Genomic DNA, 14,861 nt, shown 5'->3' with positions numbered 1-14,861 from the left:
AAATTTTTGGGAGTTAAAATCAAATACTCAAATTGGGAACATTTTTGTGGTTTTCTCGCTGCAATATGCTATGATGAACATATCATAACTAACTTGAGCGAAAAGGTGATTGTTATGACATCTAATCATGTCTTACTGAACAGGGTATTTAACCATAGAACTTTTCACGGTCTTATTAATGGGAAAACGAATAAAGTATTTACTGCATGCCTTCAACGATATGTAAATAAAAGCCGTCCCGCAAAAAATATTGAATTAATAAGTAACCTTTATCGTTATCTGGCTAAGCATTACAGAAATGAGTATTTTTACAAAAATACCTTGCTTAATAAACTGTTGCTCGGCCGTCACAATATGAATACAACAACGGCATTGGCTGAGCTCCCAATCAATACGTCAAAAGCTGATTTTGTTCTGATTAATGGTTATGCAACTGTTTATGAAATAAAGACGGATTTGGATTCCTTCGATCGACTGGAGACCCAGTTGAATGATTATTACCACGCATTTAATAAGGTGTTTGTTGTGACATCCGAATCGAACGTGGATAGACTGACTAATATATTAAAAGACACAAGCACCGGAATATGCGTACTTACAAGCCGGAATACAATCAGTGAAAGAAAACCAGCCATAACAGATAACCGATTTTTGCATCACGCTTCCATGTTTAAAGTACTTCGTAAATATGAGTATGAATCCATTCTCCACTCCCATTACGGATATTTACCGACTACCACTCAGGTGAAGTATTATAAAGAGTGTTTCAATCTTTTTGAACAAATCAATATAAACATAGCTTATTGCTACATGTTAAACGAATTAAAGAAAAGGAATATTAAAGAGAAAGAACAATTTAGAAACGTTCCGTATGAGTTAAAATATTTAGCTTATTTTTCCGGATTTAAAGCTAGTGATTATGGTAAATTACATGATTTTTTAAATAAAACGAGGGGGATCTGCTAATGTATTTCCCATATCTCAGGGGACGACAATTTGAGCTTATAGCTGTTAGAGAACTTGCTGAAAAAGGACTAATTAATGATAATGTGATTCCTATAATCGAACCAATCAAACCAACATCGACATTACTGAAGACATTAAAGACATTTAATAACTGTAATAAGGCAATTGGGGTGATTGGCAATCCGCAAGTTGGAAATTTTAAAGACGAATTGGACAATCTTAACAATAATAGTTATAAGCAGGAGTATATGGAGCAGTTAAATAAGGAGCATGTTATTAGAGGCCACATTCTGAATGCGGATAGCCGTACCGAAATTAATGAACTCTCCTTAAATGGGGTGAAGCCAGAAGAGTTGCTACTTGTTCATAATAGATCGGAATTTATTGCAAGCTATCAGGAATTCTTCCACGATAATCCGCCAACGTATAATTTAATCCCATATGATATTACGTTTAAACGAAAAATAAGGACCAACAAGGTTTTATTTGCTGACCGGTTCCCTAAAAAGGCAAGAAATGTCGACTATCTAAATGAAAAGGATCGAAGCTTTTCAGAAGATCATTTGTTCTATATGGAAGAAGGGTTTCAAGGGTTTTCTGATTTTACAATTGTTGGGTCCGAGTTTTCTGAATCTGGGTTTGCGCCGATGGCCGTCGCAATTCATATTGTTTACTTGGATGGGGAGGACTCTTTGAGGATTCACCATTTTGTTTCGAATTCTAATGATGATATTAGGGACCCTGCTCGTAAATTTTATGAAGCGCTGGATAAATTAATGGCTTGGAATGAGTCCCAGCAACTAGACACCAATGCTATAAACGAACTTCGGAAACATTATGCAAACGAAACTTATCCTGGTTTAGGCTCTTTGAAGAAACTTGCCATTATGCATCACATTGAACTTATAAATGGATTTCTGAATAGGAGCCGTGTCTAATGATTTGTTGTGAAAACTGTTTTAATGACCTGGAAGCTAAAGCCATTATTTCCGGTACAGTGAAAGTCAAAGGCGACTGTGGTGTATGTGAAAGCACCAACGTTTATATTTATGATACGGACAAAAATGATGATTTAGAAAATAGTTTTAATTATTTATTAGAAATATACACTCCCTTGGACAGCCTTCCAGAGACTTTTCCTAAACAGTATCTTACAACATTGGAATTTGAGTTAAAACACAAGTGGGGAATTTTTGCAAATGCTAAAGAAAAAGGCCTGGAGTTAATAAAAGCAATATGCCCAGAAAAGTTTAAAGAAACACCCAGACTTTTTAATGGTGACATCGGAATTTACAATTTGAACGAAGAAGACTATTTAAGGAACAATTCATTGCTTCAAATTTATTACTGGCCGGATTTTGTTAATGAAATCAAAAAGGTTAACCGTTTTCATTCAAATATAATGAACGTGCAAATATTGGCAGAGTTTTGTCGACATTCTGAAATAAATTTGAAAGAAGATATGTTGTTTTATAGGGCAAGAATTTCGGAGAAGAACGGTTATGAAAAAACAGACATGGGTGCTCCACCGATGCATAAAGTAAAAGATGGCAGAGCTAATCCAATTGGTATACCGTGTCTGTATTTATCAAATAATGAAAAGACAACACTTCATGAAATAAGAGCAGGGGCTTTTGATTATGTAACAATGGGAGAGTTTCAAGCATTAAATAATATCTCAGTCGTGGATTTCACCATGCTCGATCAGACGAGCCCGCTTATGGTTGATGATATTAAGCGTTATGCTGTTAATAAGTCTCATCTTAAAGATATAAGTAGTGAAATTGCCAGACCCCTTCGCAGTACGGACGGTCCACTGGATTACTTACCATCACAATATATCATAGATTTCATTAAAAATAGAGGATATCAAGGCGTTAAGTATAAGAGTACTGTTAGTGATTCGGGATTTAACTTGGCAGTATTCGATGAGAAATTATTCGATTGTATAGATACCAAAATTTATATGATTGAAAATATAGATTATAAGTATAGTAAGGTTGAAAAACGGTGACCATCATAATTTCCTTTTCTTTCGTTACATTACCAAAACAAGCTGCCGACGTGAATCAAGTCTATGGGTTTTTAATAAATTGTAAAACGATTTAATTTCCAGGGAGGTCTGTATTATGTCATTCAGTTATGTCTCGCATTTGTATTGTCCGCAATGCCGTGAAACATATCATGTTGAAGGGAAAAACCAGTTATGTGTATGCGGGTCACCGCTTCTTGTAGCTTATAAGATGGACGAATTGAAAGAGAATGTCAAACCTGAAAGCCTGGTGGGGAGACAAGCGGATTTATGGCGTTATCATGAACTGCTTCCTGTGCAAAATGCTGAGAATGTCGTCACATTGGGGGAAGGGTTTACACCTCTTTTTCAGATGAAAAAAACCGGGCAAAATATGAATATTCCTAATTTATATATGAAAGACGAGGGGTTAATCCCGACAGGCTCTTTTAAATCGCGTGGTGCGGCGGTTGGTGTATCGAAAGCAAAAGAAGTCGGTGTGGAGGAGCTGGCGATGCCGACAAACGGAAATGCCGGAGCCGCCTGGTCACTATATTGTGCACAAGCCGGTGTAACAGCGACGATTGTCATGCCGGTCGACGCACCTGAAATTACACGAAAGGAATGTACAGCAGCTGGTGCATCTTTATGCCTTGTTAATGGTTTAATAGGGGATGCAGGTAAAATTGTCGCACAAGCGGTAAAAGACTATCAATTGTTCGATGCATCTACGTTGAAAGAGCCATATCGGATTGAAGGCAAGAAAACGATGGGGCTTGAAATAGCAGAACAATTCAACTGGGAAGTGCCCGATGTGATTCTTTATCCAACAGGCGGTGGTGTAGGCCTGATCGGTATCTATAAAGCATTGCAGGAATTGCAGGAACTTGGATGGATTGCTGAAGACAAAATGCCACGTTTAGTTGCCGTTCAGGCTGAAGGATGTGCACCAATTGTGAAAGCGTGGGAAGAAGGCAAAACATCAGCTGAGCCTTGGCAAAATGCTGAAACAGTTGCGTTTGGAATTAATGTAGCAAAGGCCTTGGGAGATTTCTTAATTCTGGATGCAATCAGACAAACAAAAGGGTGTGCAATTTCAGTCAGTGATGAAACATTACTGGAAGAATTAAATACGGTTGCTTCTGCCGATGGCGCTTTTGTTTGCCCTGAAGGTGCTGCAGCATTTGCAGCAGCCCGTAAACTGCGTGAAGCGAATTGGATTAAAGAAGATGATCATGTCGTCGTATTAAATACCGGTGCCGGCATTAAATATCCAAACACAGTGGAGGTGGATGCACCGATACTGGAAAAAGACGCTAAAATTGTGAGAGATGCATGAGCGGATGCGGTCTTCCCGGGGCTCAAGGGGAGGCTGCATCCAAGTTCACTCGTTTGTTTGGTGCAGGCACGGCTGGATCACAATTCGATGGTGCTCTTACGTATGATCAACTCAGTTGAAATAACGATTTTTTTTGCAATTTCTCTACCTTCCAAACGTTCCAGTAACGTATCCACTGCTGTTTCTCCCATATTTTCGGTAAAAACTCTTATGGTGCTCAGGGGCGGGTAGAGATGCTTGGAAACGGAAATGTCATTAATACTGAAAATACTAACCCGGTCAGGGATAGCGATTCCTTCTTCATGAAGTGCCCGCATAGCACCAATTGCCATGACATCACTGCTGACACAGAAAGCTGTCGGCAAATTTCCGCCGGTTTCGTTAATAGCTTTTTTCATCAGACGGTAGCCTTCATCGACTGAAAAAGCACCTACAAACATAAAACATTCATTGTAGAGAGCTTTTTTGTGCATATAGTCAGCGAAGGCTTTTTCTCTTATGTGTTCTTTGCCGCCAATGAAACCGATGTACCGGTGACGGGTTGCGATAAAATGGTCACAAATCTTTCGTGTCGCTTTTTCAAAATCGACCACGACGGAATCATGTGTATCTTCATCAGGTGACTGATCCACAAAAACGATAGCGGGCGAAATGTGGGTTAATTCATTGATCTGTTTGGCATTAAATTTTCCGATCGCAATAATTCCTTCAATGTCAGCTGGGTTTATAGCGTCTATATGATCAAAAAAGTAGACTTCAGGATGCATGCCATGTTGTTTACAGCGCTGTTCGGCGCCCAGTCTGATTGATAAATAATAGAGATCATTGAGCTCTTCTTTCTCCGTGTACCAATGGACGATGGCGATTTTCCGACCGACGTGTTTTTTTACCTCCCGCTTTCGATAGGACAATTCTTCAGCGGCTTCAAAAATGCGCTTTTTCGTTTCATCGGCTACAGATAATGTGGCATCATAATTCAGGACACGGGAGACCGTGGCAGTTGATACATCCGCTTTGTTCGCTATATCTTTAATAGTTGCCAAATACAATCACCTTTTCCGGCAGTCAAACCTGATTTTATACATACGTTAAACGGTTATAATAGTCATCCAATTCGATTGACTCTCCTCGATTAAGTCTGGATTCCTCAGCCGCAAACGCCATTAAATGACTTCGTAGCGACGTTTCGGCAGAAGACAGGCTGGTGTTGTCTTCGTAATGGTCTATGTCACGCAAGAATGTCCGGACGATGCTGTCGTCACCGCCGCCATGGCCGCTCATCGGATGATCGAATTTAATGACTGTTTCATGTTTGGTCAAAAAATCAAAAATGGAAATGCTATTGTCTTCCATATTACCACGTATCTCACCTTTTGTTCCCATAATTTGCACCATACGTGTCTGCTCTCTGGTAAAGCCGCACATACTGAATGTTGCCGTTGCGCCGCTTGTGAATTCCATATTGACGACTTGGTGGTCGACTACATTGTTGTCTGATTGATACACACATCTGCCGTAAGATGTTTCCTGCAATGCTTGAATGATACCCTCCCTTGAATGGTCTTCTGTAAATTTTTTCGCCCAATTTCTTCCTTCACCAAGGTAATATCTTCCGGCATGGAATGGGCAGGCAAATTCAGCAGGGCAGCCGTCCAAACACCGCTCAGGCGCATTTTTGGGCGCATTTTCTTTTCTAAAATGCATCAAGGATCCATAAGAACTGATGCGTTCACATTTTTCATCAATAATGTAACGGATGATATCCATATCATGACATGATTTTTGCAGGATCATGGGACTTGATTTCTCTTTATTATTCCAATTGCCTCGAACAAAACTGTGGGCCATATGCATGACTTCCACATTTTCATTAAGCTGAATGGAAGCGATTTTCCCGATTTGACCTTCTGATACAACACGCTTAATGGTGGACCAAAATTCCGTGTAACGTAAGACATGGCAGATGGTCAGCTGCCGATTATATTGCTTGGCGGCACGTTCCATCTCAATGCATTCAATTGGATCAGGAGACATCGGTTTTTCCAGAAGGACATGGTAACCTAATGCTAAAGCTTGCATTGTCGGTTCGAAATGCTGCTGATCCATTGTGGTAATAATCGCGATGTCAGCAACTTTCCCCATGGAAAAGATTTCACTCCATGAGGAAAAACAATTTTCCCGGGAAAGCTGATGTGCAAGCCTGATTTTGTCTCTTCTTTCATCATTCGGCTCGGCTACAGCCTTAATTTTCAGCTCATTGGGATGTTCCAGTGCATAGGGAGCATAAGCCCTGGCTCCCCGATCTCCGGCCCCGATTAAAATCGCAGTAGTTGGTTCCATCATAATAGGCTCCTTTAATTGTTTAGTAAACTATTTATTCAACATAAATGTATTAGATAACGCATATATAGCGTTTATGCTAATACTATAAAACTATAAATTGTACGTATTGTCAAATTTTAAATAAATTTGAAAACATTTTTTAATTAATGTACAATACGTAATTAGTAAATGTTTAGTAAATAATTTATGAAGGGGAAGAATTTATGGGGAAATTATTTAGGTTGATTACATTGATGATGATGGGGTTCGGGCTGATTCTGGTTATATCGGCCTGTACTGGGGACGAGACCAACCAAGAGTCTGCGGCGGAAGAAACTGATCAAGTATTGAATCTGACTCGAAAAAGTCAAATAACGACGATGGACTCTTCAATGGCAACAGATGAAGTGTCGTTTCAGATGCTCGGCGCAACGATGGAAGGTTTATACCGTTTGGATGAAAACGCTAAACCGACTGAGGCCATTGCGACCAATCATGAAGTAAGTGACGATGGTATGCAATGGACTTTCGATTTGAGAGAGGATGCTGAATGGTCAAATGGTGACCCGGTGACAGCAGAAGATTTTGTTTATGCATGGAGACGGGCTGTTGATCCCGCCACAGGCTCTGAATACGGCCCGTACATGATGGAAGGCGTTATTAAAAACGCTGGAGCGATTAGCAATGGTGACAAAAATGTTGAGACATTAGGTGTTACTGCAAAGGATGCCCATACATTGGTTGTTGAACTGGTTAAACCGGTCCCTTATTTTGAATCGTTAATGACATTTGGCACGTTCCTGCCTTTGAATAAAGGTTTTGTTGAAGAGCAAGGTGAGGATTATGCGCAGAGTGCTGATAATCTGCTGTTTAACGGTCCATTTGTGTTGAAAAATTGGAAAAGCACAAGTGATTCCTGGAAACTGGTTAAAAACGATAGCTATTGGGATGCCGAGGAAGTTGACTTAGAAAAATTGACGTATAAAGTGGTTAAAGATGCACAAACAGCTGTTGATTTATATGAAAGTGGTGATGTGGACAGAGCACAATTAACGTCTGATTTAGTTGATAAGTATTCGACTCATGAAGATTATAGTACACGATCGAAACCAGTGGTGTACTACTTAAAGATGAACCAAACTCGAAATGAAGCACTTGCAAATGAGAATATCCGTGCTGCCATCAGCCGGGCATTCGACAAAGAAGCGATAGCAAACGAAATTTTGAATGACGGATCTACTGCAGCTAATGCGTTAGTACCCAAAGATTTTGCGCCTCTACCTGAAGGAATGGATGTAGAGGGCGACGAATTTAGAGATGTTAACGGCGATCTGGTTAAATATGATGTGGAAAAGGCACAAGCATATTGGAAAAAGGGTTTAGAGGAATTGGGCAAAGATTCCATTGAGCTTGAATTCCTTGGCGGTGACAGTGAAACGTCAAAGGTCATGCAGGAGTATCTTGTGAATCAGCTCGAGTCAAATCTGGAGGGACTGGATTTGACATTAAAACAAGTGCCGGGAGAGCAGAAACTGGATTTAGATGCAGACATGGATTATGATATTCAGATTTCAGCATGGGGACCGGATTATCTGGATCCATATTCGTTCTTAGGTCTATTTGAAACAGATGGCGCTTACAATAAAATGGGTTATTCAAATGAAAAATACGATAAACTCTTAGCAGAGGCTCAAAACGAACTTGCAACGCCAGACAAAGCAGCAGAACGCTATCAAAATTTCATTGAAGCTGAAAAAATATTATTTGAAGATGCAGCGATTGCACCGGTATACCAGGAATATGTCTCGCTTCTCGTATCTGAGGAAGTTCAGGGTGTCATTACGAACCCGATTGGCCCAACGTATGAATATAAATGGGCTGAAATGGTCAAAGGCAAATAACGACGATTAATGCCGATGCAACGATGTAACAATGCAACAATCGAATATAGACGTATTAACCCCCGGCTGTTCTGCAGTCGGGGGTTAATACGTGGATTTAATAGCGTCAGAAGCAGTACATTATGATGATCTTACATGATAAAACAATGTTATTTCCCGGGGAATAACGTCGAAATGCGGTAGCAAAACACGTTAAGTCTGAACATTAATAATAAACTCTATTTTTTGCGTCTGAGCAATAATTCTTGACCTTAATAGAGTTATAGATGATATTCTAATACTATAAAAAGTAATTAACGTTATTTTTAGCAATTTTGCAAAAATAAAAAAGGAGTTTTACCATTGTCCTCGAAGCAGCAAGAAACAAAGCAAAAAGGATTTTTCGGACACCCCCGTGCTATGTTCACGTTATTTAACATGGAATTGTGGGAGCGGTTTTCATACTATGGTATGAAAGCGCTTGTTATCTATTATATGTACTATGAAGTGTCACAAGGCGGACTTGGTTTATCGAAGGATTTAGCTTCCTCCATTATGTCGGTATATGGCTCGCTTGTATTTATTTCGGGTATTATTGGCGGTTGGGTTGCTGATAGGGTTTTTGGCAACCGAAACACCCTTTTCTGGGGCGCTATCATTATTATGCTCGGCCATATTACACTTTCTTTTCCCGGTGGTGTAGGGCCATTGTTTATTGGTATGCTTTTTATAATCCTGGGATCCGGGTTGATGAAACCCAACATTTCCAATATTGTCGGCGATTTATACAGTCCGACAAGCGAACGGCGTGATGCTGCTTTCAGTCTATTCTATATGGCTGTCAATATCGGTGCCTTTGTGTCTCCACTGATTGTTGGACCTGTCGGACGCAATGTCAACTTTCACTTAGGATTCAGCCTGGCTGCCATTGGTATGGCAATCGGACTTATTATTTATGTCGCAACAAGCCGCAAATACATAGGAGAATTGGGAAAACAGGTCAGAAATCCTCTGCAAACAGGGGAACGCAAAACGATGGCTAAAAGAATTTTGCTGGGCGTCGTTGCCTTTCTTATTCTGTTAATGATTGCGGTGTGGACAGACAACTTGACAGTGCAGATGTTCATTAATTTCATCAGTGTTTTAGGTTTGCTTATTCCAGCTTGTTATTTTACGGTGATGATGACCAGCAAAAAGACGACATCAATTGAGCGGTCACGTATTATGGCTTATATTCCGATGTTTGTTGGCGCGATGATTTTTTGGGCCATACAGGAGCAAGGTGCTGTTATTATGGCTAGATTCGCCGACCAACGAACACAATTGGAATTTCTGAATTTGCCGATTGATCCGGCATGGTTTCAATCGGTTAACCCCTTGTTTATCATCATGTTTGCACCGGTGTTTGCTGCTCTTTGGACAAAATTAGGGAGCAGACAGCCGTCAACACCGCATAAATTTACAATAGGTTTGTTTTTAGCAGGTTTGTCCTTTTTGCTTATGACACTGCCGGGGCTTCTTCATGGAACAAACTCGCTGGTTAGTCCGCTGTGGCTTGTCGGTTTCTTTTTCCTTGTTACTATGGGGGAATTGTGTTTATCCCCTGTTGGACTTTCGGCTACGACAAAACTGGCTCCAAAGGCATTTGCTGCCCAAACGATGAGTGTCTGGGGCCTCGCAAATGCAGCCGGACAGGGCATCAACGCGCAAATCACGCCATTGTATGGGGCAAATACCGAAATTGCTTACTTTGGCATAATTGGCGTGGTCAGTTTGGTTGCTGCTCTTATTCTATTAATCCTTTCGCCTAAGATCAGTTCGTATATGCGCGGTTTGCATTAAGTGCGTCTTGTATCTGCCGGTCATAAACAGCACACATCATAGCACTGGGCATACTATGGAAGTGTGAGGAGGTAGAGGTGACATGTATCCATATGACTACTATTTACCGTACCATTATTATCCGGGACGGCGTGACCCGGAAAGCGCATATGCCCAAATTAGCGGAAGTAAACTGGCACCGTACTTGCAAGGGTATGTCCTGTTTAAAGACGTACCCAATGGGGCGGAAGTGACAGTGGAAGTGATAGGCTTACCGAAATACCGGCCGGCACATGGCGATGTGGCACCGATTGGTCCGCATGGTTTCCATATACATGAAAACGGCGATTGTGCGATGGGAGATGAAACAGATCCATTTCAACAGGCAGGCGGTCATTGGAATCCGTACAACCAGCCGCATGGCCATCACCCCGGGGACTTCCCGGTTTTGTTTTCCAATGACGGCTATGCCAGAATGTCCTTTTTTACCAACCGATTTAAAAGTAAAGACATCATTGGCAAAGCGATCATCATCCATCAAAACCCGGATGACTATCGCTCCCAGCCGTCAGGAGACGCCGGGAAACGGATTGGTTGTGGTGTTATTAGAGCATATTGAGGGCAACCATCCCATTTATTGACAGCCCTCGCTCGTGTGAGGGTTGCTGCTATTAAGGCTTATCTCACTAAAAGCCATTCTCTTCACACCATTGGGTAAACAGCATAGTGGTTACATCATAATAAAATAAGAAGATGCTGCCCCGATAAAATTGAAAAGGGTATGAAAGTCGTCTATAACATCCCATTCATTTGATAAAGATTAAACCCCCGAAAATACGCTGCCATTAATTTAGCTGCGGTCAGAAAATCTTTCTCTGACCGCAGCTAATACTCTCGGGAACCTATTCTTGCTCGCTTTTTTACTTACTCATATCAAACAATGGTAAAAAGTCCTGTTTGTTCACGTCGACCAGCCCAAGGTCGGTTATGCGAATCTCCGGTATGACAGATAGTGTCAGTGAGGAAAAGGCCATGGACGGGGAGCGCTTGCCGACCTGTACGCCCATGTTTTTAGCAGTGCTATTAAAGTGCTCAACTTTTTGAGCTAGTTCGTCAACAGGCTCTGCCGCCATCAAGCCGGCGATTGGCAAATCTATTTGTGATTTGATCTCACCGTTTTCTATTAGGACAAGCCCGCCGCCCGCTTGTTCAAGTTTTTGTGCGGCAAGAAGCATGTCCTGGGCATTGGTGCCGGCGACAACTAAATTATGACTGTCGTGTGCCACGGTTGTCCCGTAAGCACCTTTTTTTAGCCCGGAATTTTTCAGTATGCCTACAAATGGCTTTTGTTTCTGGCCGTGGCGTCCAGTGACGGAAACAAATACGTAATCTTCCGGTAAAGTTGGCATCACACCGTCATTAACTCCCAACTCCAAGGTGCCTTTTTGGGTGGTGCCGATTGAAGTCATTTCCATGGTATTAATTGCGACAGTGCCGTGTTCGATCGGTGGGTGAATCTTAAAATCCACCTCAGTCAGTTTCGGCAAATGCATGGTGTTTCGGTTCAAGGGTGGGGCGCTGCTTTGGATGTCGGCTGTGACTTGTCCGTTTTCAACCATTTGTTCACCCTGGATAAAGACATCTTTCACGTCCATCGTTTTCAGCGATGACACTAATGAAAAATCTGCCATATAGCCTGAAGCAATAGCGCCGCGGTCACGCAAACCGTAACGAACAGCACCGTTCAATGATGCGTAGCGAATGGCGAGTGGTGCCGGAATGCCTTCCTCTATACAACGGCGGACAACCCGGTTCATTTGACCGTTTTGCAGCATGTCATTCGGTTCCACATCATCGGTGCACATGGCAATGTTGGAGACATGCGGAACAGCCGACCATGCTTTCGCAGCGATATCAGCAAACTGGCTGACGCTTGACTCACGGATATAGACCAACATACCTGCTCGCAATTTCTCGATGATTTCTTCTTTCGTACGACTTTCATGATCTGAATTTACCCCGGCGGCAAGGTACGCATGTAGATCCCGTCCGGTCACTCTAGGTAGATGTCCTTCATTAAGCATATCTTTATCAAGACCTTGTTGCACGATACCAGCCATGCGCGGATCTTGTCTGATGACCCCAACATAGTCCATCAGTTCAGCGACTCCCACGACATCATCCATATTAAGCAAGGAGGCAATATCTTCCGGGCCAAATGTCGCGCCGGATGTTTCCATTCCCGGAACGGCAGGCACGCAGGAAGGAATTGTGGTCAAAATTTGTACGGGCAGCCCTTTACTGGCATGGACCATATATTGTACCCCTTCTGCTCCCATTACATTGCCGATTTCATGCGGGTCTATGACTGCGGTCGTTGTCCCGTGACGCAACACTTCACGGGCGAACATATCCGGGGTGACCATGGTGCTTTCGATATGGACGTGACAGTCGATGAGTCCGGGTATGGCATATTTCCCTTTTCCGCTGATTTCCGTAGAACCTTCGATATGGAATGAAGGCTCTCCGTCTTCGTGAGCAGCGATGGCACTGAAACGGTTTTCTTTGATACCTATATCAGCTGTATAGATTTCGGCGGTAAATACATTGACAAGCTGAACCTCACGGATAACGGTATCCATTTGTTCGTCGCCGCGTGCAGCTGCCACGATGTGTTTACGTGTGTACATTTATTCATGACTCCTTTCTAATCCTTTATTGCTGTGCCAGTGTAACAAAATAAATAACTAACGGAATGAGCAAAATGTATAATCCCGGATGAACTTCTTTATATCGGCCGGACAGGCTTTTTACGACGACATAGATGATGATTCCGGCGGCAATGCCAGTTCCAAAGTTGAATGTAAAAATCGTTACGACAACCGTCATGAAAGCCGGCAGTGATTCGGTGGTATCAGCAAAGTTTATATTTTGTACGGAAGCAAGCATTGTTAGTCCAACCAGTATTAGGGCCGGTGCTGTGGCTTCCGTCGGGATGATCAGAATCAACGGCGTTATAAACAAGGTGAGCAAGAATAAAAAACCTGTTGTGACAGCGGTAAGTCCCGTACGTCCCCCGGCTTCCACTCCCGTTGCCGATTCGACATAGGTCGTCATAACGGGGACCGAAAAAAGTGATCCTACTGTAGTACCGCCGGCATCAACCAGAAATGGCCGATCAATATGCGGAAGATTACCATTTTTATCCAGCATATTGCCTTTACCGGCGACCCCAAGCATTGTTCCCAGACTTGAGAAAAAATCCGGTACGAAAAAAGCGAGCAAAAAAGGGATATAAGTAATATTAAATGCTTCCAAAATATCCAATTGAAATAATACCGGACCAGGGCTTTCAGGGAGTGAAAAAATTGAATCCGGCAGCTGGGTAACGCCCATTGGGATGCCGATAATCGTAACCGCTGCGATGCCAATTAAGAGATGCCCCCTTACATTTCTGGCCAATAGGACACTCATGATGAAGAAACCAATTAAGGCAAGCACCGCACTGGATGAACCGATATCTCCAAGCTGAAGTGAGTTTGCATCTTCACTCGCTACGACCAGTCCGGCATTACGGAAACCAATCAGAGCAATAAATAAGCCCACCCCTGCACCAATTGACAATTTGATTGCAGACGGAATAAGCCGGACAATCAATTGTCGCAGTCCGAAAACCGTAAATAAAATAAATAGAATACCGGAAATGAAGACCATCCCTGTCGCTGTCTGCCAGGGGATCCCTTCCGCTACAACGAGCGTTACAGATAGAAAAGCAACAGACCCAAGGCCCGGGGCCAGTGCAAATGGGCGATTGCTGTATAATCCCATAATGATAGTGACCAAACCTGTCATGAGAATCACCGCAACGGTTATCGGGCTTTTAGGCATCCCGGCCTCTTCCAGCATGCCTGGTACAACAATCAGTACATACAGCATTGTCATGAAAACGGTTAGTCCAGCTGTTATTTCTGTCTGGACATTCGAGTTGTGATCGGATAACTTGAAAAACTTATCCAGTTTCTGAAGGTAATGACGCATGTTGTCAGAGCTCCTTTGTTTGAAAGTAAACATGGTTGCGTTCCAGACCGTCATTGCTAACCGCAAGCCCGGATGAAAATAAAAAATCCGGAATACAGCAGAATCATTCTGGCTTCCGGACACATGAGTTAAATCAGCAGGGCAGGGCGCGCTAACGGAAGTTCATTGACGTCAGTAATACACACCGGGCACTGCTATAATTTAAATCGTAGTCCGGTTCTTACGATGGGAGCCGGGTAGAAACGTTCAGACCATATTTCTGAGGATATACGAATACTATTATTCAATTATTTTATTCTGATAATATAACAGATTCCCGCGTGTCTGTCACGCCCGATTTTTCTGGGTGCCTGTCACTTCCCGAATTTTGTCGAATCGTGCCGATGGAAGTGTTGTGAGTTTGCTTTGTTTTGTGAGTGTGAAAAAAATATGCCGCTCGTTAAAATGAATTTCAGTTATTATTAAGCTTCCATAATTCTTTTTT

Annotated in this window: 11 protein-coding genes and 1 riboswitch; of the genes, 7 read left to right on the top strand and 4 right to left on the bottom strand. The window is 42.2% G+C overall.

Annotated elements, in window-relative coordinates; genetic code table 11:
- The first annotated feature begins 114 nt into the window (after positions 1 to 114).
- The 4 genes from IEW67_RS08030 to IEW67_RS08015 all read left to right on the top strand — a co-directional run bounded on the left by IEW67_RS08030 (position 115) and on the right by IEW67_RS08015 (position 4,316).
- The gene (locus IEW67_RS08030; protein ID WP_188632548.1) at positions 115 to 966 is read left to right on the top strand and encodes a sce7726 family protein; all 852 of its coding nucleotides are present in this window, start codon (positions 115 to 117) and stop codon (positions 964 to 966) included.
- Positions 966 to 1,904 carry a sce7725 family protein gene (locus IEW67_RS08025; RefSeq protein ID WP_188632547.1) on the top strand — a complete coding sequence of 313 codons (939 nt, stop codon included), beginning with the start codon at positions 966 to 968 and terminating at the stop codon, positions 1,902 to 1,904. Before IEW67_RS08030 ends, IEW67_RS08025 begins: the two co-directional genes overlap by 1 nt.
- Positions 1,904 to 2,980 carry an RES family NAD+ phosphorylase gene (locus IEW67_RS08020; protein ID WP_188632546.1) on the top strand — a complete coding sequence of 359 codons (1,077 nt, stop codon included), beginning with the start codon at positions 1,904 to 1,906 and terminating at the stop codon, positions 2,978 to 2,980. The genes IEW67_RS08025 and IEW67_RS08020 overlap by 1 nt, the downstream gene beginning before the upstream one ends.
- A gap of 115 nt (positions 2,981 to 3,095) precedes the next feature.
- Positions 3,096 to 4,316 carry a threonine synthase gene (locus IEW67_RS08015; protein WP_188632545.1) on the top strand — a complete coding sequence of 407 codons (1,221 nt, stop codon included), beginning with the start codon at positions 3,096 to 3,098 and terminating at the stop codon, positions 4,314 to 4,316.
- A 77-nt stretch (positions 4,317 to 4,393) separates the two neighbouring features.
- Here the strand turns inward: IEW67_RS08015 and IEW67_RS08010 are convergent, their stop codons facing one another.
- Positions 4,394 to 5,359, bottom strand: a complete 966-nt coding sequence (locus tag IEW67_RS08010) for a LacI family DNA-binding transcriptional regulator (RefSeq protein WP_188632544.1) — start codon at positions 5,357 to 5,359, stop codon at positions 4,394 to 4,396.
- A 34-nt stretch (positions 5,360 to 5,393) separates the two neighbouring features.
- Positions 5,394 to 6,656 carry a Gfo/Idh/MocA family protein gene (locus IEW67_RS08005; RefSeq protein ID WP_188632569.1) on the bottom strand — a complete coding sequence of 421 codons (1,263 nt, stop codon included), beginning with the start codon at positions 6,654 to 6,656 and terminating at the stop codon, positions 5,394 to 5,396.
- Positions 6,657 to 6,862: 206 nt separating this feature from the next.
- Between IEW67_RS08005 and IEW67_RS08000 the strand changes: the two genes are divergently transcribed.
- The 3 genes from IEW67_RS08000 to IEW67_RS07990 all read left to right on the top strand — a co-directional run bounded on the left by IEW67_RS08000 (position 6,863) and on the right by IEW67_RS07990 (position 10,958).
- Positions 6,863 to 8,539, top strand: coding sequence for a peptide ABC transporter substrate-binding protein (locus tag IEW67_RS08000; protein ID WP_188632543.1), 1,677 nt, complete (start codon positions 6,863 to 6,865; stop codon positions 8,537 to 8,539).
- Positions 8,540 to 8,881: 342 nt separating this feature from the next.
- Positions 8,882 to 10,360: a peptide MFS transporter gene (locus IEW67_RS07995; protein ID WP_188632542.1), complete on the top strand. Its 1,479-nt coding sequence runs from the start codon at positions 8,882 to 8,884 to the stop codon at positions 10,358 to 10,360.
- An 82-nt stretch (positions 10,361 to 10,442) separates the two neighbouring features.
- Positions 10,443 to 10,958 (top strand): superoxide dismutase family protein, encoded by a 516-nt coding sequence (locus tag IEW67_RS07990; protein WP_188632541.1) that lies wholly within the window; start codon positions 10,443 to 10,445, stop codon positions 10,956 to 10,958.
- Positions 10,959 to 11,259: 301 nt separating this feature from the next.
- Here the strand turns inward: IEW67_RS07990 and ade are convergent, their stop codons facing one another.
- Together ade and IEW67_RS07980 are read right to left on the bottom strand one after the other, a co-directional pair.
- A complete protein-coding gene (ade, locus tag IEW67_RS07985) occupies positions 11,260 to 13,029 on the bottom strand; it encodes an adenine deaminase (RefSeq protein WP_188632540.1) in 1,770 nt (589 codons plus the stop codon).
- A gap of 25 nt (positions 13,030 to 13,054) precedes the next feature.
- Complete coding sequence (locus IEW67_RS07980) at positions 13,055 to 14,377, bottom strand: NCS2 family permease (RefSeq protein ID WP_188632539.1); 1,323 nt, start codon at positions 14,375 to 14,377, stop codon at positions 13,055 to 13,057.
- A 189-nt stretch (positions 14,378 to 14,566) separates the two neighbouring features.
- Positions 14,567 to 14,670: riboswitch (purine riboswitch) on the bottom strand.
- Positions 14,671 to 14,861: the final 191 nt, after the last annotated feature.

It is taken from the genome of Lentibacillus kapialis (genome assembly GCF_014646635.1).
Taxonomy (GTDB): domain Bacteria; phylum Bacillota; class Bacilli; order Bacillales; family Amphibacillaceae; genus Lentibacillus; species Lentibacillus kapialis.
Note: the sequence above shows the minus strand (reverse complement) of the source record. Positions and strands in the feature narration are given on the sequence as shown.

Coding starts and splice junctions, on each gene's coding strand:
- IEW67_RS08030 (WP_188632548.1), top strand. CDS start 115: ATGACATCTAATCATGTCTTACTGAACAGGGTATTTAACCATAGAACT.
- IEW67_RS08025 (WP_188632547.1), top strand. CDS start 966: ATGTATTTCCCATATCTCAGGGGACGACAATTTGAGCTTATAGCTGTT.
- IEW67_RS08020 (WP_188632546.1), top strand. CDS start 1,904: ATGATTTGTTGTGAAAACTGTTTTAATGACCTGGAAGCTAAAGCCATT.
- IEW67_RS08015 (WP_188632545.1), top strand. CDS start 3,096: ATGTCATTCAGTTATGTCTCGCATTTGTATTGTCCGCAATGCCGTGAA.
- IEW67_RS08005 (WP_188632569.1), bottom strand. CDS start 6,656: ATGGAACCAACTACTGCGATTTTAATCGGGGCCGGAGATCGGGGAGCC.
- IEW67_RS08000 (WP_188632543.1), top strand. CDS start 6,863: ATGGGGAAATTATTTAGGTTGATTACATTGATGATGATGGGGTTCGGG.
- IEW67_RS07990 (WP_188632541.1), top strand. CDS start 10,443: ATGTATCCATATGACTACTATTTACCGTACCATTATTATCCGGGACGG.
- ade (WP_188632540.1), bottom strand. CDS start 13,029: ATGTACACACGTAAACACATCGTGGCAGCTGCACGCGGCGACGAACAA.
- IEW67_RS07980 (WP_188632539.1), bottom strand. CDS start 14,377: ATGCGTCATTACCTTCAGAAACTGGATAAGTTTTTCAAGTTATCCGAT.